Origin of the sequence: Massilia sp. NP310 (assembly GCF_019443485.1) — a bacterium.
GTDB classification, from domain to species: domain Bacteria; phylum Pseudomonadota; class Gammaproteobacteria; order Burkholderiales; family Burkholderiaceae_D; genus Telluria; species Telluria timonae.
In genome coordinates, this window is record NZ_CP080379.1 from 2,076,279 (window position 1) to 2,098,802 (window position 22,524).

The following is a 22,524-nucleotide window of genomic DNA, read 5'->3' on the forward strand; positions in this document are numbered from 1 at the left end:
TTACCGCCACTCCCAGGCTTATATCTGATATGCGGCCGGGCAATAAAGCGGTTGACGGGCGTTAGCATCTCATCCACAATCGAAAACAATGATTGCGCTAACTTTTTGCGAGGTTGACGTGATACATGCGTGGCCCGACCGTCATGAACGCGCTTGCCGCGTGCCTGACGGTTGAGGGCCGCAATTGCTTTTCAACATATAGATTGGCAAGACAATGACTACAATTATCAAGGCGCAGCCGACGCTGGAGACAACTGAAAAAATCGGCTATGCATTGGGCGATCTGGCGGCCAACCTGATCTTCCAGACCCTGCTCACCTTCCTCGCCTTCTTCTACACCGACGTCTATCAGATCTCACCCAACGCCGCGGCCAGCATCATCTTCATGGGCGGCCTGGTCGGCGCCTGCTTCAACCCGCTGATGGGCATCATCGCCGACCGCACTTCGACCCGCTGGGGCAAGTTCCGTCCCTGGATCCTGTGGACCTCGGTGCCGTTCGGCCTGGTGGCGATCCTCGCCTTCAGCACGCCCGACCTGGGCGAGCGCGGCAAGTACATCTACGCGCTGCTGACCTACATCCTCCTGATGCTGGTGTACTCGGCCAACAACCTGCCCTACTCAGCCCTGAGCGGCGTGCTGACCGGCAGCATGGCCGACCGCAACAGCCTGTCGTCGTACCGCTTCGTCGCGGTGCTGGTCGCGCAGCTGGTGATCCAGGTGCTGCTGCTGCCGCTGGTGCTGATCCTGGGCGCGGGCGACAAGGTGGCCGGCTTCCAGACCGTGATGATGTTCTTCGCGGTGGCCGGCACCATCTGCTTCCTGATCACCTTCTTCACCACCCGCGAACGCATCGTGCCCGCGCCAAGCCAGCGCTCGAGCATCAGGCAGGACGTGGCCGACCTGCTGTGCAACCGCCCCTGGGTGGTGATGCTGGTGCTGACCATCCTGGTGTTCATCACGCTGTCGCTCAAGGGTGGCATGTACATCTTCTACTTCCGCAACTACCTGGAGGAGGCGGCGCTGGCGGCTTTTCTCAGCGACGTCGGCTTCCTGGGCTTCATCGACGGCCTCAACGCGGTGCTCACCGGCATGGGCCTGACCGCCTTCCACTGGCCGGAAGACGCCGCCACCTCGGGCTTTTCCCTGTTCAACGCGGTCGGCATCATCCTGATGATCGTCGGGATCGGCTTCTCGAAGCCACTGGCCGACCGCTTCGGCAAGCGCGACGTGTTCGGCGCCGCGCTGCTGCTGGCAGCGATCTTCCGCCTCAGCTACTACTGGATCGGCCCGGGCTCGATCGGCCTGGTGTTCGGCGCCCAGATCCTGTACGGCTTCTTCTACGGCATCACGATCCCGTTGCTGTGGGCGATGATCGCCGACGTCGCCGACTACTCGGAATGGAAGAACAACCGCCGCGCCACCGCCCTGCTGTTCTCGGCCATGATCTTCGGCCTCAAGGCGGGCCTCTCCATCGGTGGCGCGCTGGTGGCGGCCCTGCTGTCGGCCTATGGCTACGACGCCGCCCTGGCCGTCCAGTCGGGCCAGGTGGCCGATGGCGTGCGCCTGTCGGTCAGCGTGTATGCCGCCATCCCCTTCCTGCTGGCCGTGTGCTGTCTGTCGCTGTACGACATTCGCAAGACCACCGAGCTGCAGATCGAGCGCGAACTCGGCGAACGCCGCGCACTCGCCGCCCAGCAATGATTTTCTTCTGAACCCGAACCAGACCATATCCATGCCTGAAATTATCGACAAAGACCGCGTGCAAGCCCTGAAAGAGCGCGCCATCTCCCAGCCGCTGCTCGAGCACATCTACATCGCCGATCCGTCGGCCCACGTGTTCGACGGCCGCATCTACATCTACCCGTCGCACGACATCGAGGCCGGCGTGCCGTTCAACGACGACGGCGCCCATTTCGCGATGGAGGACTATCACGTCGTCTCGATGGACCATCCGGGCGCCGAAGCGGTCGACCACGGCGTGGCCCTGCACGTGCGCGACGTGCCGTGGGCGGCGCGCCAGATGTGGGCGCCCGACTGCGCGCGCAAGGACGGCAAGTATTACCTGTACTTCCCGGCCAAACGGCCGGACGGCATCTTCCAGATCGGCGTCGCGGTCGGCGACAGTCCGACCGGCCCGTTCACCGCGCAACCGCAGCCGATCGCCGGCAGCTATTCGATCGACCCGGCCGTGTTCGGCGACGACGACGGCGAGTTCTATCTCTATTTCGGCGGCATCTGGGGCGGCCAGCTGCAGAAGTACCGCGACAACCTCTACAGCCCCGACCATGAAGAACCGGCGGCGCACGAGCCGGCCCTGCAGCCGCGCGTGGCGCGCCTGCGCGGCGACATGCTGGAGCTGAGCGAAGAGCCGCGCCCCGTGCGCATCCTCGACGCCGACGGCAAGGAGCTGCTGGCCGGCGACCACGATCGCCGCTTCTTCGAGGCCCCGTGGCTGCACAAGCACGACGGCAAGTACTACTTCTCTTATTCGACCGGCGACACCCACCTGCTGTGCTACGCAATCGGCGACAGCCCCTACGGCCCCTTCACCTACGCGGGCCAGATCATGACCCCGGTGATCGGCTGGACCACCCACCATTCGATCTGCGAGTTCGAAGGCCGCTCGTATCTCTTCTATCACGACAGCAGCCTGTCGGGCGGCGTCACCCACCTGCGTTCGGTGAAGGTGACCGAGCTGCATTACGACGACGACGGCAAGATCGTCACCATCTCGCCATATCGCCAGGACTGAGACCTGCGATAACAACCACAATAAATTAAAGGAGACACCACCCGATGACATCTCGACGCGATACGCTGAAACTGCTTGGCACGGCGGCCGGCGCCATGCTCGCCCCCCACGTACTGGCCGCGCAAGACGCCGGTCCCGCCCTGAAGGACCTGGCCAAGGCCAAGGGCATGCGCTTCGGTAATGCCATCGGCTTGCTGGAAGACCAGGACACCCGCAAGAGTTTCCGCGATCCGGCCTACCGCGCCCTGATGGCGCGCGAGTGCAATATGATCGTCGCCGAGAACGAGACCAAGTGGCAGGCCTTGCAACCGAAACCGGGCCCCTACCAATGGGGCCCGGCCGACGAGATGTTCGCCTGGGCGCGCAAGGAAGGCATGGCGATCCGCGGCCATGCCCTGATCTGGCAGGATCCGAAGTGGCTGCCCGCCTGGGTGAACGCGCTGGACCTGAAATCCAAACCGGTCACCCACGCCGAAGCAATCCTGCGCGAGCACGCCAAGACCGTCTGCACGCACTTGAAAGACGTGATCAGTCACGACGTCATCAACGAGGCGGTATCGCCCAAGGACGGCAGCCTGATCCAGAACGTGTTCACCAAGCGCATGGGCGCCGTCGAGCAGATCGAATTCGCCTTCCGCCAGGCCCACGAGCACGCGCCAAAGGCGCAGCTGGTGTACAACGACTTCATGGGCCCCGGCCTTGGCGACGACGCCAAGCACCGCGCCGGCGTGCTGAAACTGCTGGCTGAACTCAAGAAACGCGGCGCCCCGATCCACGCCCTGGGCCTGCAAAGCCATGTCAGCGCGGGCGACATGATGTCCGGCCCCGCCAACACGGCGGTCCTGCGCGAATGGCGCAAGTTCCTGGACGAGGTCACCGGCATGGGCCTGGACCTCCTGATCACCGAGTTCGACGTCAACGACAAGGCCTTCCCCGCCGATTTCGCCAAGCGCGACGCGGCCACCGCGGCGCTGGCGCGCGACTACCTCGACGTGACCCTGAGCTATCCGACTTGCCGCGATTTCCTGCTGTGGGGCATGGCCGACCACGTGAACTGGCTGCAGGTCTGGGCCGACGCGAAGCGTCCGGACGGCCTGGCGCAGCGTCCGACGCCTTACGACAGCCAGTTGCGCGCCAAGCCGATGCGCGAAGCGATTGCCGCTTCGCTGCGCGCGATGCCGATGCGTAAAGCCTGATTCTTCGGCTTCAGCACTATAAAAAAAGGGCAGTCCGCGTAATGCGGACTGCCCTTTTCAGTTAACGCTTCTCGACGCTTACAGGCGCGGGCTTTGCTGCGGGCCCAGGTAGCTCGGCTTCAAGCCACCCGCATCGAGCACCAGCTTCTGCACCACCAGGCCCGGATCGAGCGCCCAGAATTTCAGTACATGCTTGCCCGGTTTCGTCAGCTGGTGCTCGGTCGTGAACACCGCCGCCCCATCCGATACGATCTTTTCCCAGAACTGTTCCGACTCGTCCGCATGCACATTGACGATCTGCGGCGCCTCGTCGTCGATCGACACGGCATAGCGGAAACCGGCGCCCGGCTGGAACTTGAGGGTCGGCGCGAGCGTCACCTGCAACTTCACCTTGCCACTGCTGACCGTGTTGACGTCGTACTCCAGGCGCATGCCCTGCTTCACATCCAGCGCCGCGGCAGTCACCGGCAGAGTCGTCACGCCCGAATCGGTGCGGCCATGGCCTGGAATCCTGAGCCAGCTGCGGCCCTCGGGCGCCAGCGCACGGGTGTAGTTGGCGGCCTCGATCGACACCACGCCATCGGTCTCGACAAAACCCTTGGCGCCTTTCGGGATGTCCGCACGGCGTAGCGGCACATTGACCAGCACGCGCGTATCGTTCGGCCCGGTGATCGTCAGCATGGCCGGCTGCGGCTTGGCCGGCACCTTGTCCCAGCGCACGTCGACGGTCACGCGCTGCTCACCCGTCACCTTGCCGCTCGCCTGGCTCACCACCACCCAGGGTTGATTGGACTCGATGCGGTACTCGAACGGTGCGCTGCCACGGTTAAAGATGTCGAAGTAATGCGATTTCCTAGCGTAGGGATCGAAGGTCGGCAAGTCCAGCGCCTTCAGACCGTAGGCGCCCCAGGCCTTGGCGCTGCCCTCGACCGCCACCGACATATTGGCGCCGGCCGGCACGTCGATGCGGTGCACCGCCGGCAGCACGTTGGCGCGCGGCTGTTCCCAGTTGACGTAGCCGAAGCGGGTCTGCGACATCAGGTGGTTCCACTTGCCGCCGCCGAGCGCGTGGTACTGCTGCGCCAGCTCGGTATCCTTCTTGTACAGCGCCTGCACGCGATCGGCCATGTCGTTGGTGGTGGCGCGGAACTGGGTGGCGTAGTGATGGTTGAGGCCTGCCGCCACGTACAGCTCGTTCATATTTGCGGATGCGGCGACCGGATACTGCACCAGCTGGAAGAAGGCGTCACGCAGCTCGGGGCGCAGCTTGGCCGCCACCTTGCTCGCGCGTTCGGCCAGCGCAGCATAGTCGCGCGCGATGCGGCCGGCCTCGTCATAATTCAGTACGCTGTAGGTGCTCGGTTCGAGCTGCTCGGGCTTGCGGCGGCCATTGAAGCGGGTGTACTGCTCGACGAGGTCGGCGATTTCCACCGCGTGCTCGGCGCCGAACTCGCGCGTGGCCCACAGGCGCAAGTACTCGGGCAGGCGTTCTGCCGGCCAGGCCGCCGGGTTCCAGGCATAGGTCAGGAAGAACTCGATCGGCACTTCCATCGGTTTCAGGTCGCCGACGTTGACGATCCACATGCGCTTGGCGTCGTACTGCCAGGCCAGGTGCATCTGCTCCCAGATCTTCGGGATCGGCGTCACGTTCAGCCATTTATACGAGCGCGGGCCGCCCACGTAGTCGAAGTGGTAGTAGACGCCGGCGCCGCCCGGGCGCGCGCGCTCCTCGGGCGTCGGCAGGCGGCGGATATTGGCCCAGTTATCGTCGCACCACAGCAGCAGCACGTCGTCCGGCACGCGCATGCCTTTCTCGTAATAGCCCTGCACTTCCTTGTACAGCGCCCACACCTGCGGCACCTCGCCCGCCGGCTTGCCGGTATCCTTCTCGATCATCGCGCGCTGGTCGCGCACGATCTTCTGCAGCAGGTCGACGTTGTCGCTTTCCGACATCGGCTCGTCGCCGTCGCCGCGCATGCCCAGCGTGATCACGCGGTCCTGGCCATGCGAGTTGCGCAGGCCCTGCTTCCAGAACTCCTGCAGGCCGGCGGCATTCTTGCTGTAGTCCCAGGCGCCCTTGCCGAAGCGGGCCCACTCGTCGTGCGCGCGCATCATCGGCTCGTGGTGCGAGGTGCCCATGATGATGCCCATCTCGTGGGCCAGGCGGCCGTTTTCCGGATCGTCTGCATAGAAGGCCGTGGGCGGCCACATCGCCGGCCACAGGTAGTTGCCGCGCATGCGCAGCACGAGCTCGAATACTTTTTCGTAGAAGCGGTGGTTGAAGCCGCCGTATTTTTCCTTGGCCCAGTTGGTCAGCGCGGGCGCTTCGTCGTTCAGGAAGATGCCGCGGTACTGCACCACGGGAGCGTCGCTCACCTTGGTATCAAGCGCGACGGACAGCGTCGCCTGGCGCGCCGGGACCACGTCGGCCCACCACTTCCAGGGAGAGACGCCGATCTGTTCCGACAAGGTATAGACGCCGAAGATGGCGCCGCGCCGGTCGCTGCCGGCCACCACCAGCGCGCGCGCCACGCCCGGCATCGGGTTGGCCACGGCCTGGATCAGGAAGCCCTCCCATTTGCCGCGGATGGCGGCGGCGTCGATCTTGCCCTCGGCGGCGAGGCGGTCGACCAGGGCGCTCTGGCCGAGGGTGCCGACGATGACCACGTTATCTAGCGCGCTGCCGGCGCTGTTGGCGAGGACCGGCTTGGCGCCGGATACCAGCGCGATATCGCCCTGCAGGTCGGCGACGGCGCGCCGCACGCCCGCATCGTCGTTCGGGTCGACCAGCAAGGGCGCGGCGCGGCCTTTGTCCGCCAGCACCACGGCTTGCGGGCCGACATCAAAGCGCACGATCTGGCGCTCGCCCAGCGCCCAGGCCGATGGCGCGGCCAGCACCGCGCATACTGCCGTCAATGGCGCAAGGGCGCGCCGGAACAGCTTCATTGTCAGTGTCATGAGCTTCCTTGTCTCCTGTTTGTTATGGTGCATCGCGCACTGTAATAACAATTTATAACATTTAGTGTTAGCGCGATCATTCGAGTATAGGTTTGACGATTCTTTCTTGTCAATTCCTGCGTCGCCAAGCCGGGATGACGGGACGGCGGGTGTAAAATGCCGCTCTTTTCATTCACACCTACAGTTATCCATGAAGCCCGCCCGCATCCTGACCTTCAAGTGCGCCAAGTGCACCAAGCCGGTCAAAGTCTTCCTCCAGAAAGTGTCCGCCTGCTCGCACATCCAGCCCTACCAGGGCATCTGCGCCTGCGGCGAGGTGAAGCGCCACGCGACCGGCAGCCCGGACGCGGTGAAGTCCTATATCGAGTCGACCGACGGCAACTGGCATCACCATCACTGATATGACGACGCGCATCGAATGGGAGGAAGGCGGCGCGACGCGCTCGGCGCTGTGGCGCTCGGAGAGCGGCTGGCCCGCGCCGAAGAAGGTCGTGCTGGCCGACGACACCATGAGCGCCGACGCCGCCTATCGCCTTGCGCTGGACGGCACCGCCCTGCTCTGGCGCGGCGACTTCCAGAATGCACGCCAGCTGCTGCAGGCGCTGGTGCGCCGCATCGAGCACAAGGGCGAGCGCAGCCGCCGCGCCAAGCCCAAGGCGCCGGCCACGCCGACGGAAGCCTTCCACCGCCACCGCCTGACCCAGCTCCAGCGCGCGCGCACATTGGCGATGCTATTGATCCCGTTCGAGGCCGACCACGGCATCCTGCTGCGGCGCGCGCCGGATGCGCGCCTGGCCTGCCTGGAAGCCTATGGCCCGGCCGCCGAACCTTATATAGCTTCGCTGCGCGAACTGCTGGGCGTGATCGGCGCCCATGAGTGGCGCCGCAAGGGCGTCGAGATTGCCGCGCTCGACGACCGCATCCACCCCTGGTATGGCGTGTTCTCGCCGGTGCGCGGCGAATACGTCGAGCTGGTGGCGCAGGCGCCGCTGCCCGCAGGCGCCAAGGTCGCCTTCGACATCGGCGCCGGCACCGGCGTACTGTCCGCCGTACTGGCGCGGCGCGGCATGCGGGTGGTCGCCACCGACATGGATGCGCGGGCGCTCGGCTGCGCGCGCGAGAACGTCGCGCGGCTCGGCCTGGCAGCCCAGGTCGAGGTGGTCCAGGCCGACCTGTTCCCTGAAGGCCGCGCGCCGCTGGTGGTCTGCAATCCGCCCTGGCTGCCGGGCAAGCCGAGTTCGGCGATCGAATACGCGATCTACGATCCGGACAGCCGCATGCTGCGCGGCTTCCTCGGTGGATTGAAGGCGCATCTGGAACCCGGCGGCGAAGGCTGGCTGATCATGTCGGATTTCGCCGAACACCTGGGTTTACGCAGCCGCGAGCAACTGCTGGGCTGGATCGCGGACGCGGGGCTGGAAGTCGTGGCGCGCCACGATACGCGCCCAGTCCATCCACGCGCCAGCGATCCGGACGACCCGCTGCATGCGGCGCGCGCGAAGGAAGTGACTTCGCTGTGGCGCTTGCGCGCTGCTTAGGCTGGTAGCGACTCATCGCAACTTGGGCCCCCGCCTTCGCGGGGGCGACAGTCGATTGCAAATACCCGCTGAACGCGCTATACTATCGTTCTCAGACGCGGGGTGGAGCAGTCTGGCAGCTCGTCGGGCTCATAACCCGAAGGTCACAGGTTCAAATCCTGTCCCCGCAACCAAATTCAATACGAAGCCCGACTCAACGAGCCGGGCTTTTGTTTTCTGCGGCAACAAAAGGCAGAGGATGAGAGACAAGAAAGACAACGCAACGTTCGACCTGCCGGGCTTCGAGCCGGCCGCGCCGCTCGTTCCGCTGCCTGGCTCCAATCCCGAACAGAACTCGGCGCCCAAGCGCTCCGGCCCTCGTCCGCGCCGCATCGCGCTCAAGCAAGAGCAGCTACACCTGCTCGAAGAAACCGACACCACCGGCCTGCCCGTCTGGAAGCGCGACGACAAACTCGACCTGACCGGCCTGCCGGTCTGGGCGCCCGATCCCGAATAGCCCGGCCCTGCCGGCTGGAGGCTTAGCCATGCAATCCGACTCGTTCACCTCGCTGTCCCTCGAACCGCGTTTCCTCGCCAACCTGGCCACCCTCGGCTACCACCACATGACGCAAGTGCAGGCCGAGACCCTGCCGTCGGTGCTGGCCGGACGCGACCTGATCGCCCAGGCCAAGACCGGCAGCGGCAAGACCGCGGCCTTCGGCATCGGCATCCTGAACAAGCTCAATCCGGCGTGGTTCGCGGTGCAGGGCCTGGTGCTGTGCCCCACGCGCGAGCTGGCCGACCAGGTCGCCGGCGAATTGCGGCGCCTGGCGCGCGGCGTCGGCAACGTCAAGATCCTGACCCTGACCGGCGGCGTGTCGATGCGTCCGCAGATCGCTTCGCTCGAGCATGGCGCCCACATCGTGGTCGGCACCCCGGGCCGCATCCGCGACCACCTGGGCCGGGCCACGCTCGACCTGTCGAAGGTCCAGACCCTGGTGCTCGACGAAGCCGACCGCATGACCGACATGGGCTTCTATGACGAGATCGCGGGCATCGTCTCGGCCACGCCGGTCCACCGCCAGACCCTGCTGTTCTCGGCGACCTACCCGGACGACATCCGCTTCGCCACCGCCGGTTTTCTCCGCGACCCGCTCGAAGTGACGGTCGAGGGCCAGCACAGCCTGGAGGCGATCGACCAGCGCTTCTACGAGATCGGCTTCGAAGGCCGCGAGGAAGCGGTCGGCCGCCTGCTCAAGGCGCATCGCCCTGTGTCGGCCCTCGCCTTCTGCAATACCAAGGCGCGCTGCCGCGAACTGGCCGACAGCCTGCAGGCGCAGGGCTTTTCGGCGCTGGCGCTGTACGGCGAGCTGGAACAGCAGGAACGCGACGAGATCCTGGTGCTGTTCAGTAACCGCAGCTGCTCGGTGCTGGTGGCCACCGACGTCGCCGCGCGCGGCCTCGACATCGCCGACCTCGACACCGTGATCAACGTCGACGTCTCGCGCGACCCCGAGGTCCACGTGCACCGCGTCGGCCGCACCGGCCGTGCCGGCGCGAGCGGCATGGCACATACCCTGGTGGCGCCGAACGAAAAGAAATGGGTGCGCCTGGTCGAGGAATACCAGAACCAGGAAGCGATCTGGGAAAACCTGGATGCCCTGGGCGAGCACCAGGAACCGGCCGCGCCGGCGCCGATGGTCACGCTATGCGTGGCCGGCGGCAAGAAGGCCAAGCTGCGTCCGGGCGACCTGCTGGGCGCGCTGACCGGCGACGCCGGCCTGACCCGCGAGCAGGTTGGCAAGATCAATATTGGCGAGTTCAACAGCTATATCGCGCTGGAGCGGACCGTGGCCGAGGCCGCGGTCGCGCGCCTGGGGCAAGGCGATGCGCCAGGGCCGGGCTTTGGCGCCATCAAGGGCCGCTGGTTCAAGATGCGCTTCGTCGAAGTCTGAGCATCCACGTCGCCCACGTGACAACGACCGCGCACGGTTGAGCGGGACAGCGCCATTTTCGGCGCAATTCTGGCATTATTTGCAATAAATAAACAATCACCGGACGCCCCTCCAGCGTCCGGCACGATGCCATGATGAGTCCCGACACCGCAGCACAACAGCTCGACGGCCGTACCGTCCGCGAAATCGTCGAGCACAACCACGAAATGGTCAGCGAAGCCTGGTGCCGCCGCATCGTGCGCCAGGTGCTGCAATCGCTCGAAGTGCAATACGGCATGCGCATGCCGCACCGCCTGATCACGCCCGACACCGTACTGATCCTCGATTCGGGCGATCCGATGCTGCTGCCCAGCTCGGACGAAGAGCCGGATCCCGATGCACTGGCCGGGATCGAGGCGCGCGACGTGCACGACCTGGCGGCCGTGGTGCACTACGCGGTCACGCTCGACCTCGCGCCGACGACGCCGCTGCGCGGCCGCGCGCCCGGCGACTACAGCGAGTCCTTCATCGAGGCCATCGACCGCTGCCTGGCGCCCAATCCGGCGCTGCGGCCGCATACCATCGAACAGATGCGCGAGCTGCTGGGCATCGTGGTGCTCGCCCCGCCGCCGCCCTTTGACGACTCCGCGCCGTTGCCTGCCGACGACGAGAAGGCGCCTGCCGATCCGCAGGTCGATCCGCTTGCAATGCCTGCGACCGTTCCTTCTGCGATACCAATCCACGTGCCCCAGACGCGCTCCGCACCCGACCCGGCCTCGGCCCCTGCCGCCGCCGAACGCCCGCGGCGCTGGCTGTTGATCGGCATCGTCGCGCTGGCCGTGGCGGCGGCGCTGGCCGCCCTGTTCGCACTGCTGCGCCAGGCCGACTCCAGCGATGCGCTGGCCCTGCCCGTGCCGCCCGCGCTCGAAGACCCGTACAACGCATCCGAGGCGCCGCTGGTGGCGCTACCCCAGGAACCCGCGGCCCAGTTGCAAGGCCCGGTGATCGACGAAACCGCCTCCGGCGCGCCTGCCGCGCCGCCGCCCGCGCCGGACGCCGCGGTGCCGCCCACCGCGGTCCAGCTGGCGCCCAGGGGCACGCCGCCCGAGGCGGCCGTCGCCGGCACCACGTACACCCTGGCGGTCAAGCCCTGGGGCACGATCCTCGTCGACGGCGTCGCGCGCGGCGCCAGCCCGCCGCTCAGGCGCATCACGCTGCCGCCGGGCGAGCACACGATCCGCATCGTCAACCCGAGCTTCCCGGAACACACCGTCACCGTGCACTCGGTCGAAGGCCAGGCGGGCACGATCGAACTTGATTTCACCGAGGAGGCTGCACAGTGAGCATCGTTACCATGAGCCGCGCGGCTGCGCTGACCGCGCTGGCGCTGGCCGCAACCACGTTGGCGGGCTGCGCCCAGTTCGGCCCCATGTTCGGTGGCCAGGAAAAGGCGCGTCCGCACCCGCGCGCCGACGGCGCCCAGCCACGCACCCAGCGCGCCCAGCGCGCGCAGCCGGCGAACCGCCCCGCCGCGCCGACGTCGAAACGCGACGACGACGCGCTGCGCGAAGGCATCGCCCTCTACGACAAGGGCGACTATAACGGCGCGATCCGGCGCCTGAGCGGCAGCGACATGAACGGCGCCGGCCAGCGCGAACGGCTGGCCGCCCTCAAGTACACTGCCTTCAGCTATTGCCTGACGGGCCGCCAGGCGCTGTGCCGCCAGACTTTCGACCGCGCCTTCCAGCTCGATCCATCGTTCGACCTCGGCCCGGGCGAGCATGGGCACCCGCAGTGGGGACCGGCATTCGCGCAGGCGAAACAGGCGGCCAAGCGCTGAACCCTAGACCCTGATGTGCGCCACATAGGTCGGCGCCCGGCGGCGCCGGCCGGCCTGCTCATAGGCATAGGCCATGGCAATCAGCGCCGGCTCGCTCCAGGCCTTGCCGACGAAGGACAGGCCGACCGGCAGCCCGTGCAGCAGGCCGGCCGGCACCGTGACGTGCGGATAGCCGGCCACCGCCGCCGGCGACGAAAAACTGCTGCCGTAATGGTCGCCGTTGATGTAGTCGGTGAGCCAGGCCGGCCCGCCGGTCGGCGCCACCAGGGCGTCGAGCTTGCGGTCGCGCAGCACCTGCTCCAGTCCCTTGTCGCGCGCATAGCGCCGGTTGTTGGCCAGCGCCTTGACGTAGTCGCGCGCGTCCAGGCCGCCCTTGGACTGGGCCGCGATCAGGTGTTCCTGGCCGAAGTACGGCATCTCCCGTTTCGCGTTGCGCACGTTGAAGTCGATGATGTCGGCCATGGTCTTGACCGGCGCGTGCGGCGCATATTCCGCCAGCCAGGCCTCGAGGTCGGGCCGGAATTCGTGCAGCAGCACCGTCAGCTCGGTCTCGCCGTACTTGTCGCTGTTGGGGATCGTGACGTCTTCCAGGATCGCGCCCTGCTCTTTCAGCAGGCTCAGCTCTTTCTCGATCAGTGCATTCACCCCTTCATTGGCGCCGAAGAAGTCGCGCGCCACGCCCAGGCGCTTGCCGCGCAGGCCATCCTTGCGCAGGAAGCTCGCGTAGTTGACGCGCGGCGCCTTGGCGGTCGCGCCGTCTTGCGGGTCGGGACCGGCGAGCGCGCCCAGCAGGAAGGCGGCGTCGGCCACGCTGCGCGTCATCGGACCGGCCGTGTCCTGCGAATGCGCGATCGGGATGATGCCGGCGCGGCTGACCAGGCCCAGGGTCGGCTTGATGCCGACGATGCCGCAGCTGGAGCTGGGCGAGACGATCGAGCCGTCGGTTTCGGTGCCCACCGCCAGCGTGGCGAGGCTGGCCGCCATGGCCGCCGCCGAACCGGAACTCGAACCGCTGGTGTTGCGGTCGAGCGCATACGGGTTGCGGGTCTGGCCGCCGCGCGCGCTCCAGCCGCTGGTCGAGCGCACCGAGCGCATATTCGCCCATTCCGACAGATTGGTCTTGCCCAGGATGACGGCGCCGGCGCTGCGCAGCCGCGCGACCAGGTGGGCGTCGCGGGCGGCGCGCACGCCGTCCAGCGCCAGCGATCCGGCGGTGGTGCACATCTTGTCGCCGGTGGCGATATTGTCCTTCAAGAGCACCGGGATGCCGTGCAGCGGGCCGCGCAGCTTGCCGGCCTTGCGCTCGCGGTCGCGCTCGCGGGCGATCTCGAGGGCGTCCGGGTTCAGCTCGATCACCGAACGCAGGCGCGGGCCGGCACGGTCGACGGCCTCGATGCGGGCCAGGTAACGGGTGGCGAGTGCCTGCGCCGTCAGCTTGCCGGCGCGCATGGCCTGCTGCTGGACTTGCACGCCGGCTTCGAGCATCGGGTCGGGCTTGAACCTTGCGGATGACGGCTTCTGCGCGGTCGCGGCCAGTGCCAGGCCAGATGTTCCCGCGGCCGCACCGGCCGCCAAACCCAGTCGTACAAAATCCCTGCGCTCCATGCCCCGCCACTCCATATTACAAAGCAATAGCATAGCAGCACAAGCACAGCAACACGACAGCCTCCGCCGCAGCACTTGTGTGATACGCAGAACCACTTACAGGCGACACCATCATATATTGGACAAATCCAGTCCCAGCCTTCACCCTGATGCCATCATTGTTTTTCGCATTTGCAGGAGCATCCATGCCGACCTATCGTTCGCACACCACCACCCAGGGCCGCAATATGGCCGGAGCCCGCGCGCTGTGGCGCGCCACCGGCATGAAGGACGGCGACTTCGACAAGCCGATCATCGCCGTCGTCAATTCCTTCACCCAGTTCGTGCCCGGCCACGTGCACCTGAAAGACCTGGGCCAGCTGGTCGCGCGCGAGATCGAGGCATCCGGCGGCGTGGCCAAGGAATTCAACACCATCGCGGTCGACGACGGCATCGCCATGGGCCATGGCGGCATGCTGTACTCGCTGCCCTCGCGCGACCTGATCGCCGACTCGGTCGAGTACATGGTCAATGCCCACTGCGCCGACGCCATGGTGTGCATCTCGAACTGCGACAAGATCACACCGGGCATGCTGATGGCCGCGATGCGCCTGAACATCCCGACCGTGTTCGTCTCTGGCGGCCCGATGGAAGCCGGCAAGGTAGTCAAGGTGGTCAACAACGAGCGCAAGGTGATCAAGCTCGACCTGATCGACGCCATGATCAAGGCCGGCGATGCCAGCGTGTCCGACGCCGACGTGGCGGAAGTGGAACGCTCGGCCTGTCCGACCTGCGGCTCGTGTTCCGGCATGTTCACCGCCAACTCGATGAACTGCCTCACCGAGGCGCTCGGCCTGTCCTTGCCGGGCAACGGCACCATCGTCGCGACCCACGCCGACCGCAAGGAACTGTTCCTGCGCGCCGGCCGCCTGATCGTGGAACTCGCGAAGCGCCATTACGAGGGCGACGATTATTCCGTGCTGCCGCGCTCGATCGCCACCAAGGCCGCGTTCGAGAACGCGATGGCGCTCGACGTCTCGATGGGCGGCTCGACCAATACCGTGCTGCACCTGCTGGCCGCCGCGCATGAGGCGCAGGTCGAATTCACGATGGCCGACATCGACCGCATCTCGCGCCAGGTGCCCTGCCTGTGCAAGGTGGCGCCGATGACCGATAAATTCCATATCGAGGACGTGCACCGCGCCGGCGGCATCACCGCGATCCTGGGCGAACTGGCGCGCGCGGGCCTGCTCGACACCTCGCTGCCGACCGTGCACAGCCCGAGTATTCAAGCCGCGATCGAGAAATACGACATCAAACGCAGCGACGACCCCGAGGTGCATCGCTGGTTCCGGGCGGCGCCGGGCGGCGTGCCGACCCAGGTGGCGTTCTCGCAATCGGAACGCTACGAACAGAACGACCTGGACCGCACCAGCGGCTGCATCCGCGACCGCGCGCACGCGTACTCGCAGGACGGCGGCCTGGCGGTCCTGTACGGGAACATCGCCGAGAAGGGCTGCATCGTCAAGACCGCCGGCGTGGACGAAAGCATCCTGAAGTTCTCGGGCAAGGCGCGCGTGTTCGAGAGCCAGGATGCGGCGGTGGAGGCGATCCTGGGCGACACCGTGCATGCGGGCGACGTCGTCATCATCCGCTACGAAGGCCCGAAAGGCGGGCCGGGCATGCAGGAGATGCTCTACCCGACCTCGTACATCAAGTCGAAGGGCCTGGGCAAGGCTTGCGCACTGTTCACCGACGGCCGCTTCTCGGGCGGCTCGTCGGGCCTGGTGATCGGCCACGCCTCGCCGGAGGCAGCGGAAGGCGGCGCCATCGGACTGGTGGAAGAAGGCGACCTGATCGACATCGACATCCCGGCGCGCACCATCAACCTGCGCGTGACGGCCGAGGAGTTGGCGCACCGCCGGGCGGCGATGGAAGCGCGCGGCCATGAGGCGTGGCAGCCGGTCGACCGCGAGCGCTACGTGTCGCAGGCGCTGCAGGCGTATGCGGCGCTGACGACCTCGGCCGACCGCGGCGCGGTGCGCGACCTGTCGCAGCTGCGGCGTTGAGGGCGGCAGGCCAGCGCGCGTCGCTGGCCCGCATGGACGAAAAAAAACGCTGCCGAGGCAGCGTTTTTTCTTGACCAGCCGGTGCTTAGTTACGCACGACTTTCTTGTACTCGTTGGTACGGGTGTCGATTTCGATCGTGTCGTCCTGGCTCACGAACAGCGGCACCATGATGGTGTGCTGGTGGGCTTCGATCGCGTTCTCCAACTTGGCTTCCTTCAGGACGTTGCCCGAGGTGTTGCCCTTGACGGCTGGCTCCGAGTACACGATCTGGCGTGCGATGATGGTCGGCAGTTCGACCGAGATGGCCTTGCCGTCGTAGAACACGGCTTCGCATTCCATACCGTCTTTCAGGTAGTGCAGCGCGTCGCCCAGGTTCTCTTCTTCGATTTCGTACTGGTTGTACTCTTCGTCCATGAAGACGTACAGCGGGTCGGCGAAGTACGAGTAGGTGACCGGCTTCTTGTCCAGCACGACCACGTCGAACTTGTCGTCGCCGCGGAACACGTTTTCCAGCGGAGCGTTGGTCAGAAGATTCTTCATCTTCCACTTGTAGGTGAAGCCGGTGCGGCTCGAGCCGTTGACGTCGGAACGCAGCACGATGAATGGCTTCTCATCAACCATGATGATGTTACCAACACGAATTTCTTTTGCGGGTTTCATAGGTATTTTACGTAAAAAGATAGTTGCATTAAATCATCGCGGGCTGGTGACTGAGCGCCTCGGAACCTGCGTTTGATCGTCGGAATCCGTTAGAAACTAACCGGGCATTATACTCGGTTTTCAGGTGCCTGCCCCAGCTCGCGCACGAAATCGAGCAGCTTCGTCGCCAAATCGCCATGGGCGGTGACCTGGTCGCGCCAGGCTTCGGCCTGCTGCGCGATACGCGGCAGCTCGGCTTCCAGCGCGGCCCAGGCGCCCCGCCAGTCGACGACCTCGCGCGCCCCGTTCCAGCCGAGCATGAAAGCGTCCAGCACCGGCAGCGCCTGCGCATAGGCCTGCAAGAAGGCGCGCAGCTTCTTGTGGTGCAGTTGCTCGTCCTGCGGGTAGATGTGCCAGACGAAGGGGCGCCCCGCCCATTGCGCGCGCACCCAGGAATCCTCGCCGCGCACGAAGTTCAGGTCGCAGGACCACAGCAGCAGGTCGTAGTCGTCCTGCGGCACGAAGGGCAGCACCTTCACCGTCAGGGCGCCGCGGGTGGCGCCCGCGCCGGCCACCGCCGCGCCGCCGAGGAAGGCCTCGACCTGAGCCCGCGCCACGCCTTCCGGCACCAGGCACAGCGTCGGCTGCGCCGCCTCGCGCCAGGCCCCGAACAAGCCGTCCACCGGCGCCTCGGGATAGCAGAACAGCGACACCTTGCGCCGGGCCGCCTCCCCTGCTCCCACCCCGAAGCGCGCCAGGAAGGCGGCGGCCTGGGCCGGATCCCGCTGGAAGGCGCGGCGGCGCGCGTCGAGGCCGGCCTCGCACAGCAGGCCGCCGGTGCGCTCGTTAAAGCCGGGGAAGTAGAAGTGCTTGGTCAGCTTCAGCCGTGGATGCATCGACGGCAGCCGGTGGCAGCCCTCGACCCACTCCTCGGCCGTCAAGCCTTCGTAGTTGATCCATACCGGACGCGGCGTGCGCGCCGCCATCGCCTCGACCCAGGCCGGCGGCAGCTCGCAGCCGAAGAACTCGATCACGACGTCGGGGATGTCGCCGACGCCATACAGGCCGTCCTGGCCGCGCCAGTGGCGTACGGCGACGCCCTGCACCGCCTGCGCCGCGGCGCCCGGATCGACTTGCGGACAGATGCGGCGAAAGCTCGCCAGGTCGTCCACCCACAGCGTGACCGCCACCCCGTGCTCGTGGCGCAACTGGCGCGCCAGGCGCCAGCAGATGCCGATGTCGCCGTAATTGTCGACGACCTTGCAAAAGATGGCCAGCGACGGCGCGGAAAAATTCTGGAACATGGGTAAACAGTGTGCCCGTCAGGCCGCGGTGGCAGGGGCCGCCATTCTAACGCCATCCGACGAAATATCCATGAGCACAGTGCAATCCGCGAAGAAACTGGGGTGTTTCTGGCGCGCGTCTGCGTTATCGCAATGACCAAAACCGAAGTGCGCCTCGATCTCCAGGAGGCAAAAACTTCGCTATCGACGCCCGGTCGAACGCCTACCTGCAGGGAAGGCGGCCTCGATGGCAGCCTTTCCTGCCCTTCGCCTCGCTCCATCGGTATTGCGGTGGCGCGAACAATGTGAACACGGCCGACCGTGGCGAGCGCCAACCCGCTTTCTGCCCGCCGCGATACGGCCGACTACCTGGAGGAGTTACCATGAACGAGTATCAACAAGCAGGCTACCCACAACAATTCGGACCACAGCAGTTTGCACCGCAATCGCTGGGCAGCATGTTCGGCGCGCCACTGGGCGGCCTGATCGGCCGCGGCATCGGCGGCCTGTTCAACAATTCCGGCCTGGGCGGCCGCATCGGCGAGACGGCCGGCGGCTTCCTGGGTCGCTTTTCGCCGTTGTCGGCCGATCCGTCGGGCGGCCTCGGCGCGCAACTGGACCCGCAACAACTGCAAGAACTGCAGCAGCTCCAGCAATTGCAGCAGATGCAGCAGATGCAACAGCAGCAAGGCCAGTTGACCCCGCAAGGCGGCTTCTTCGGCAACCTGATCAGCACGATCGGCAAGCCGGCCGGCTCCCTCATCGGCAACCTGACCGGCAACCGCACCCTGGGGAACATCATCAGCGAAGGCTCCAGCTTCGGGCGCTATGTGCCGTTCGGGGCTGACGCCCAAGGTCAGCAACAAGGCCAGCAAGCGTCGTCGCCACTGGTCCAGCTGCAGCAGCTGCAAGTGCTGCAACAGCAACTGCAGCAAACGCTGCAGCAAGTCCAGCAGCAGCAAGCGGTGCTGCAACAGCAAGTCGCCCAGCAAGGCGGCCAGCAAGGTGGCCAGATCGCCCCGCAAGGCTGGCTCAGCAATGCCATCACCCAATACGCTCGTCCGGTCGGCGGCTTCATCGGCGAGCAGCTCGGCAACCAGGGCCTGGGGGCCGCGATCGGCAACGTCGCCAGCCAGCTGGGCCGCTACGTGCCGCTCGGGGTCGATCCCTACAGCCAGCAACAGTTCGGCCAGCAGCAGTTCGGCCAGCAACCACTGGGCCAGCAGTTCGGTGGCCAGCAAATGCCATATGGCGGCCAGCAGATGCCTTACGGCGGCCAGCAAACCGTGCACTAAACCAGGCGCCGAACGCTTGATCCGCAACGCGTAACGCTTATTGCCTAACGATGTGCGCCGGTCTGCCGCGGGCATGCGCCAGCGGCAGACCGGCATTCAGGAGCCTCTCCATGCCGGCATCCCTGCCTCCCACGCTCGGCCGCTACATTGTGCGCGCCGCCAACGATGACAACGCGCTCGCGACGTTTCTCGCGACCCTTGGCGCCGAACCAGGCGTGCAATTGGTCGACATTATCGGCCCCTCTTCCGGGCCGCCGCACACGGCCGTCGTCGAGACCGACGCGCCGACCGCCGAACGGCTGCGGCAACAGACTCTCCACCAGTTAACGATCGAACCGGACCAGCCGCTCTCGCTCTCCGACTGAGCGGCCCCGGGCAAAGGACATCCCATGCCAAAACATACGAAAGGCTCCGCCGGCGAAGACCAGGAGACGCCCAACCCGACTCCTGACGGCGCAGGAGCCAAACGCACCACGGCGGGCGCCATCAATGGCGCCTCGGCCATCGCACGCGGCCGACCGGTCGCCGAGCGCAAGAAAAAATACCTGGTCGCGCCACGCGCGGCGCTCACCGGCGCCTTCGGCGCCAGCAGCTGGGTCGCGCCGCTGGGCCTGTCGGCCGTCCAGCAGGCCCTGCACGCCCTGCCCGACATCGACGTGGTCGACACCATCACCACCCGCGGCGGCATGGCGCCGGCCGGCTTCGGCCCGTCCGCCATGGGCGAACCGGCCGACGGCGTGGTGGTGGCGCGCATGACCGACCAGAAGGCGGGCGAGCTGCTCCAGCGCGGCCAGGGCCAGCTGCTGGTCGAGCGCGACCAGCACCTGGAACTGCTCGACCCCATGCTGCGCCGCCCCGACCTCGTCAGTTCGCTGACGCCCTACCAGGGACCGCAGGCCGAGCTGCTGCTCGCCGTGGTCGGCAAGGACGGCGCCCCGCTGCCCGATGTCGAAGTCTCGCTGTTCGGCGGAGCACTGCCGAGCTCCGCGGTAACCGGCCCCGACGGGGTGGCCCATCTGCGCCTGTATGGCGAAGACGCGCACACGATCAGCGGCCTGTACGTCAAGCCGCGCACCGATTACTGGAGCCTCTACCAGCGCGACCCCGACCTGAGCCTGGACGAACCGAACGTCGTCATGCTGCGCCCGCTGGCCGATTGGGCGGCGCTGAGGGGCTTGCCGCAGCAGAGCGCCATGGGCTGGGGCGCCCGCGCCATGCGTCTCGACCAGGTGCCCCAGCAATTCCGCGGCCGCGGCATCAAGATCGCCGTCATCGACTCCGGCGCCGCCACCACGCATGGCAACCTCAACCAGATCCATGCCGGCTTCGACGTCGTCAACAAGAACGTCGACCGCTCCACCTGGAACGTCGACACGCTCGGGCACGGCTCGCACTGCGCCGGGGTGATCGCCGCCGCCGATCCGGCCTGGGGCATACGCGGCTTCGCGCCCGAGGCCGAGATCCACGTCTGCAAGCTGTTCCCCGGCGGCCAGGTCAGCCAGTTGATCGACGCACTCGAGTACTGCATCGAACAGGGGATCGACGTCGTCAACATGAGCCTGGGCGGCGGATCGCCGTCCGAAGCGCTGGAGCGGCAAATCGTGCGCGCCAAGCAGGCCGGCGTCGCCTGCATCGCCGCAGCCGGCAACTCGGCCGCGGCCGTCCAGTACCCGGCGTCGTCGCCGCATGTGCTGGCGGTGGCGGCGATCGGCAAGATCGGCGAATTCCCGCCCGATAGCTACCATGCCGAAACCATCGGCCCGGACAGCGATATGCAGGGTTACTTTACGGCCAAGTTCAGCTGCTTCGGGCCGCAGGTCGACGTCTGCGCGCCAGGCGTGGCCGTGGTGTCGTCGGTTCCCCCCAATAACTTCGCGGCCTGGGACGGCACCTCGATGGCGGCGCCCCACGTCACCGGCCTTGCCGCCCTGGTGCTGGCGCACCGTCCCGAGTTCCAGTCGATGTCGCTGCCGCGCTCGCCAGAACGGGTCGAGCGCCTGTTCCAGGTCTTGCGGATGAGCGCGCGCCCCGTGACCCTCAGCGACCCGACCAGGATAGGTTATGGCTTGCCGGACGCGCTGGTGGCGCTGGGCCTGCCTGTGGCGCAACCGGGCATGGCGTGGCAGAGTGCGGCCGCCGGCTTCGGCATTCCCGCCGGGATGTTCGGGGCGCCGCCAGGCGATGGCGCACGCCTGGGGCTGGGAGCGCCCGGCCTCGGCGCCGCGGGCCAGGCGGGAGCGATGCAATATCCATTCGGGGCAGTGCGGCTGGCGGGGTGGTGACGCCGCCCAGACGCTGAGGGCCGTCGGGAAGGCGGCCCCGGGACGGCATCCACATCACCGCACGCAGGCCACAAAAGAAAAACCGGAGCCCCGCTGTCGCGGCCGGCTCCGGCTTTCTGTATTGGCGTCCCCACGGGGATTCGAACCCCGGTACTCACCGTGAAAGGGTGATGTCCTAGGCCTCTAGACGATGGGGACCTAAAACTGTATTGCTGCTACTCTACTACCACGCCGCCCATGCGGGCGCACTTCTGCCGGCACAATAGAAAAACCGGAGCACCTCTCCGCGCATGCGCGTTGGTCTACTCCGGTTTTAAGCTGGCGTCCCCACGGGGATTCGAACCCCGGTACTCACCGTGAAAGGGTGATGTCCTAGGCCTCTAGACGATGGGGACCTAAAACTGCACAAAACTTAAACTACCGACTACCTTGCCATGCGCCGCCGCTGGCGCGGCGCATTGCCAAATTCTTGGCGTCCCCACGGGGATTCGAACCCCGGTACTCACCGTGAAAGGGTGATGTCCTAGGCCTCTAGACGATAGGGACCCTAGTAACTTCCGATACTGCCAACTGCTGCTTTCCATCGTGGTGGAGGTAAGCGGGATCGAACCGCTGACCTCTTGCATGCCATGCAAGCGCTCTCCCAGCTGAGCTATACCCCCTACGAGAAAACAACATTTTACTACACTGTTACTGCTTCGACTAGTGCCGCTTGCGCTGCCTTCGTCCGGTCATTCTTGCCAGTTGCCTGGCGTCCCCACGGGGATTCGAACCCCGGTACTCACCGTGAAAGGGTGATGTCCTAGGCCTCTAGACGATAGGGACCGGGAACAACCGCTTACTGCTTTTACTGCTCTACTACCTTACTGCCACTTCAGAGTTGGTGGAGGTAAGCGGGATCGAACCGCTGACCTCTTGCATGCCATGCAAGCGCTCTCCCAGCTGAGCTATACCCCCGCAGCGCTGAAGTGCGAGCATTATATAGGACGACCTTGCATTTCGCAAAGTCCGTTTTTAGCGTTTGTGTTCGGCGCCATTCAACGTCTTGTCTTGCGGTGGGTCGGCGGGTCTTTCCGCCGACGCGGTGATCGCTATCGGCGCCGCTATCGCGCCGGATGATCTCGCTGCCAACCATCACCGCGTGGACGGGGAACCCGTCCACCCTACAGTGCG

General features: G+C 66.3%; 17 protein-coding genes and 7 tRNA genes. 14 read left to right on the top strand and 10 right to left on the bottom strand.

All coding sequences use genetic code 11. The features are described 5' to 3' along the window. Window positions 1-214: 214 nt before the first annotated feature. The 3 genes from KY496_RS08940 to KY496_RS08950 are packed head-to-tail and all read left to right on the top strand — an operon-like array spanning window position 215 to window position 3,949. Window positions 215-1,702 (top strand): MFS transporter, encoded by a 1,488-nt coding sequence (locus KY496_RS08940; protein WP_219864526.1) that lies wholly within the window; start codon window positions 215-217, stop codon window positions 1,700-1,702. 31 nt (window positions 1,703-1,733) lie between these two features. Beyond that, window positions 1,734-2,753 carry a glycoside hydrolase family 43 protein gene (locus KY496_RS08945; protein ID WP_219864527.1) on the top strand — a complete coding sequence of 340 codons (1,020 nt, stop codon included), beginning with the start codon at window positions 1,734-1,736 and terminating at the stop codon, window positions 2,751-2,753. 44 nt (window positions 2,754-2,797) lie between these two features. Then, entirely contained in the window at window positions 2,798-3,949 is a 1,152-nt protein-coding gene (locus KY496_RS08950; protein WP_219864528.1) for an endo-1,4-beta-xylanase, read from the top strand. A gap of 78 nt (window positions 3,950-4,027) precedes the next feature. On the opposite strand, the gene KY496_RS08955 is transcribed toward KY496_RS08950, so the two are convergent. Continuing rightward, complete coding sequence (locus KY496_RS08955; RefSeq protein WP_219864529.1) at window positions 4,028-6,907, bottom strand: glycosyl hydrolase 115 family protein; 2,880 nt, start codon at window positions 6,905-6,907, stop codon at window positions 4,028-4,030. A 190-nt stretch (window positions 6,908-7,097) separates the two neighbouring features. Between KY496_RS08955 and KY496_RS08960 the strand changes: the two genes are divergently transcribed. The 7 genes from KY496_RS08960 to KY496_RS08990 all read left to right on the top strand — a co-directional run bounded on the left by KY496_RS08960 (window position 7,098) and on the right by KY496_RS08990 (window position 12,198). Continuing rightward, window positions 7,098-7,307 (top strand): hypothetical protein, encoded by a 210-nt coding sequence (locus tag KY496_RS08960; RefSeq protein WP_123068002.1) that lies wholly within the window; start codon window positions 7,098-7,100, stop codon window positions 7,305-7,307. A 1-nt stretch (window position 7,308) separates the two neighbouring features. Continuing rightward, window positions 7,309-8,445 (top strand): class I SAM-dependent methyltransferase, encoded by a 1,137-nt coding sequence (locus KY496_RS08965; protein ID WP_219864530.1) that lies wholly within the window; start codon window positions 7,309-7,311, stop codon window positions 8,443-8,445. A gap of 96 nt (window positions 8,446-8,541) precedes the next feature. Beyond that, window positions 8,542-8,618, top strand: a tRNA-Met gene (locus tag KY496_RS08970). 65 nt (window positions 8,619-8,683) lie between these two features. Next, window positions 8,684-8,941 (top strand): hypothetical protein, encoded by a 258-nt coding sequence (locus KY496_RS08975; protein WP_219864531.1) that lies wholly within the window; start codon window positions 8,684-8,686, stop codon window positions 8,939-8,941. A 28-nt stretch (window positions 8,942-8,969) separates the two neighbouring features. Beyond that, window positions 8,970-10,379, top strand: coding sequence for an ATP-dependent RNA helicase DbpA (gene dbpA, locus KY496_RS08980; protein WP_219864532.1), 1,410 nt, complete (start codon window positions 8,970-8,972; stop codon window positions 10,377-10,379). Between the two features lie 131 nt (window positions 10,380-10,510). Next, window positions 10,511-11,701 (top strand): hypothetical protein, encoded by a 1,191-nt coding sequence (locus KY496_RS08985; RefSeq protein WP_219864533.1) that lies wholly within the window; start codon window positions 10,511-10,513, stop codon window positions 11,699-11,701. Then, window positions 11,698-12,198 (top strand): TssQ family T6SS-associated lipoprotein, encoded by a 501-nt coding sequence (locus tag KY496_RS08990; RefSeq protein WP_219864534.1) that lies wholly within the window; start codon window positions 11,698-11,700, stop codon window positions 12,196-12,198. Before KY496_RS08985 ends, KY496_RS08990 begins: the two co-directional genes overlap by 4 nt. Window positions 12,199-12,201: 3 nt before the next feature. On the opposite strand, the gene KY496_RS08995 is transcribed toward KY496_RS08990, so the two are convergent. Continuing rightward, window positions 12,202-13,803 carry an amidase gene (locus KY496_RS08995; protein WP_219864535.1) on the bottom strand — a complete coding sequence of 534 codons (1,602 nt, stop codon included), beginning with the start codon at window positions 13,801-13,803 and terminating at the stop codon, window positions 12,202-12,204. A gap of 185 nt (window positions 13,804-13,988) precedes the next feature. On the opposite strand from KY496_RS08995, the gene ilvD reads away from it, so the two are divergent. After that, complete coding sequence (gene ilvD, locus KY496_RS09000; RefSeq protein ID WP_219864536.1) at window positions 13,989-15,851, top strand: dihydroxy-acid dehydratase; 1,863 nt, start codon at window positions 13,989-13,991, stop codon at window positions 15,849-15,851. Between the two features lie 85 nt (window positions 15,852-15,936). On the opposite strand, the gene KY496_RS09005 is transcribed toward ilvD, so the two are convergent. Beyond that, window positions 15,937-16,512 carry an elongation factor P gene (locus KY496_RS09005; protein WP_005666727.1) on the bottom strand — a complete coding sequence of 192 codons (576 nt, stop codon included), beginning with the start codon at window positions 16,510-16,512 and terminating at the stop codon, window positions 15,937-15,939. A 107-nt stretch (window positions 16,513-16,619) separates the two neighbouring features. Continuing rightward, a complete protein-coding gene (gene earP / locus KY496_RS09010) occupies window positions 16,620-17,795 on the bottom strand; it encodes an elongation factor P maturation arginine rhamnosyltransferase EarP (RefSeq protein ID WP_219864537.1) in 1,176 nt (391 codons plus the stop codon). A 362-nt stretch (window positions 17,796-18,157) separates the two neighbouring features. Between earP and KY496_RS09015 the strand changes: the two genes are divergently transcribed. The 3 genes from KY496_RS09015 to KY496_RS09025 all read left to right on the top strand — a co-directional run bounded on the left by KY496_RS09015 (window position 18,158) and on the right by KY496_RS09025 (window position 21,351). Further along, window positions 18,158-19,069, top strand: coding sequence for a hypothetical protein (locus KY496_RS09015; protein ID WP_005666725.1), 912 nt, complete (start codon window positions 18,158-18,160; stop codon window positions 19,067-19,069). Between the two features lie 110 nt (window positions 19,070-19,179). Further along, window positions 19,180-19,434, top strand: coding sequence for a hypothetical protein (locus tag KY496_RS09020; protein ID WP_005666724.1), 255 nt, complete (start codon window positions 19,180-19,182; stop codon window positions 19,432-19,434). A 24-nt stretch (window positions 19,435-19,458) separates the two neighbouring features. Then, window positions 19,459-21,351, top strand: coding sequence for a S8 family serine peptidase (locus KY496_RS09025; RefSeq protein WP_219864538.1), 1,893 nt, complete (start codon window positions 19,459-19,461; stop codon window positions 21,349-21,351). A 122-nt stretch (window positions 21,352-21,473) separates the two neighbouring features. Here the strand turns inward: KY496_RS09025 and KY496_RS09030 are convergent. The 6 genes from KY496_RS09030 to KY496_RS09055 form a co-directional block, all read right to left on the bottom strand. Further along, window positions 21,474-21,549 (bottom strand) — tRNA-Glu (locus KY496_RS09030). Window positions 21,550-21,670: 121 nt separating this feature from the next. After that, a tRNA-Glu gene (locus KY496_RS09035) sits at window positions 21,671-21,746 on the bottom strand. A 75-nt stretch (window positions 21,747-21,821) separates the two neighbouring features. After that, a tRNA-Glu gene (locus tag KY496_RS09040) sits at window positions 21,822-21,897 on the bottom strand. 40 nt (window positions 21,898-21,937) lie between these two features. Further along, window positions 21,938-22,013, bottom strand: a tRNA-Ala gene (locus KY496_RS09045). 87 nt (window positions 22,014-22,100) lie between these two features. Next, a tRNA-Glu gene (locus KY496_RS09050) sits at window positions 22,101-22,176 on the bottom strand. A gap of 56 nt (window positions 22,177-22,232) precedes the next feature. Continuing rightward, window positions 22,233-22,308 (bottom strand) — tRNA-Ala (locus KY496_RS09055). Window positions 22,309-22,524: the final 216 nt, after the last annotated feature.